This window comes from Treponema sp. R8-4-B8, from assembly GCF_054786175.1.
Genome location: NZ_BDHE01000429.1, coordinates 1 through 439, shown reverse-complemented (window position 1 = coordinate 439; position 439 = coordinate 1). Strand labels below are relative to the sequence as shown.

Sequence of the window (439 nt, the reverse complement as noted above, 5' to 3'; positions counted from 1 at the left end):
GGCGTCGCGCCTTTCACGGGCGCGGAGATTGAAACAGCACGGCGAACAAGAAAGTATAATTTTTATCCGGTCGCGCCCATCGTGGACGCGGGGATTGAAACTACGTTTTCGAAGACGGTCAGGCATATTATGTCAAGTCGCGCCCTTCGCGGGCGCGGGGACGGTTCGATTCGCAGGAACCTGTCTCTTATACACATCTAGATGTGTATAAGAGACAGCCTGAAACCGGTTATTACGTTTTTGGAAACCGACAATTCCGAAAAATTGCAAGCGGAACAACATTATCATGAGTTGGTAGAGGATAACGCCGTTGTCTCTTTTAGTTATTGCGACGATAACGGGTTATTGGTTTGCCAGCGTCCAAGCGTAGCGAAGGCTATCAACAAAACTGTCGGCAAAAAGTCAAACGCATCGATATGCCTTGTTTCCGGCGAACCCG

At 49.4% G+C, this 439-nt stretch carries 2 protein-coding genes; both read left to right on the top strand.

Annotated features, from left to right (window positions below):
- On the top strand, positions 1–201 hold a 201-nt coding region (locus ACYVRA_RS09095), incomplete at its 5' end, for a hypothetical protein (RefSeq protein ID WP_461252385.1).
- A partial coding sequence (locus ACYVRA_RS09090; protein WP_461252384.1) for a hypothetical protein occupies positions 202–439 on the top strand: 238 nt, incomplete at its 3' end.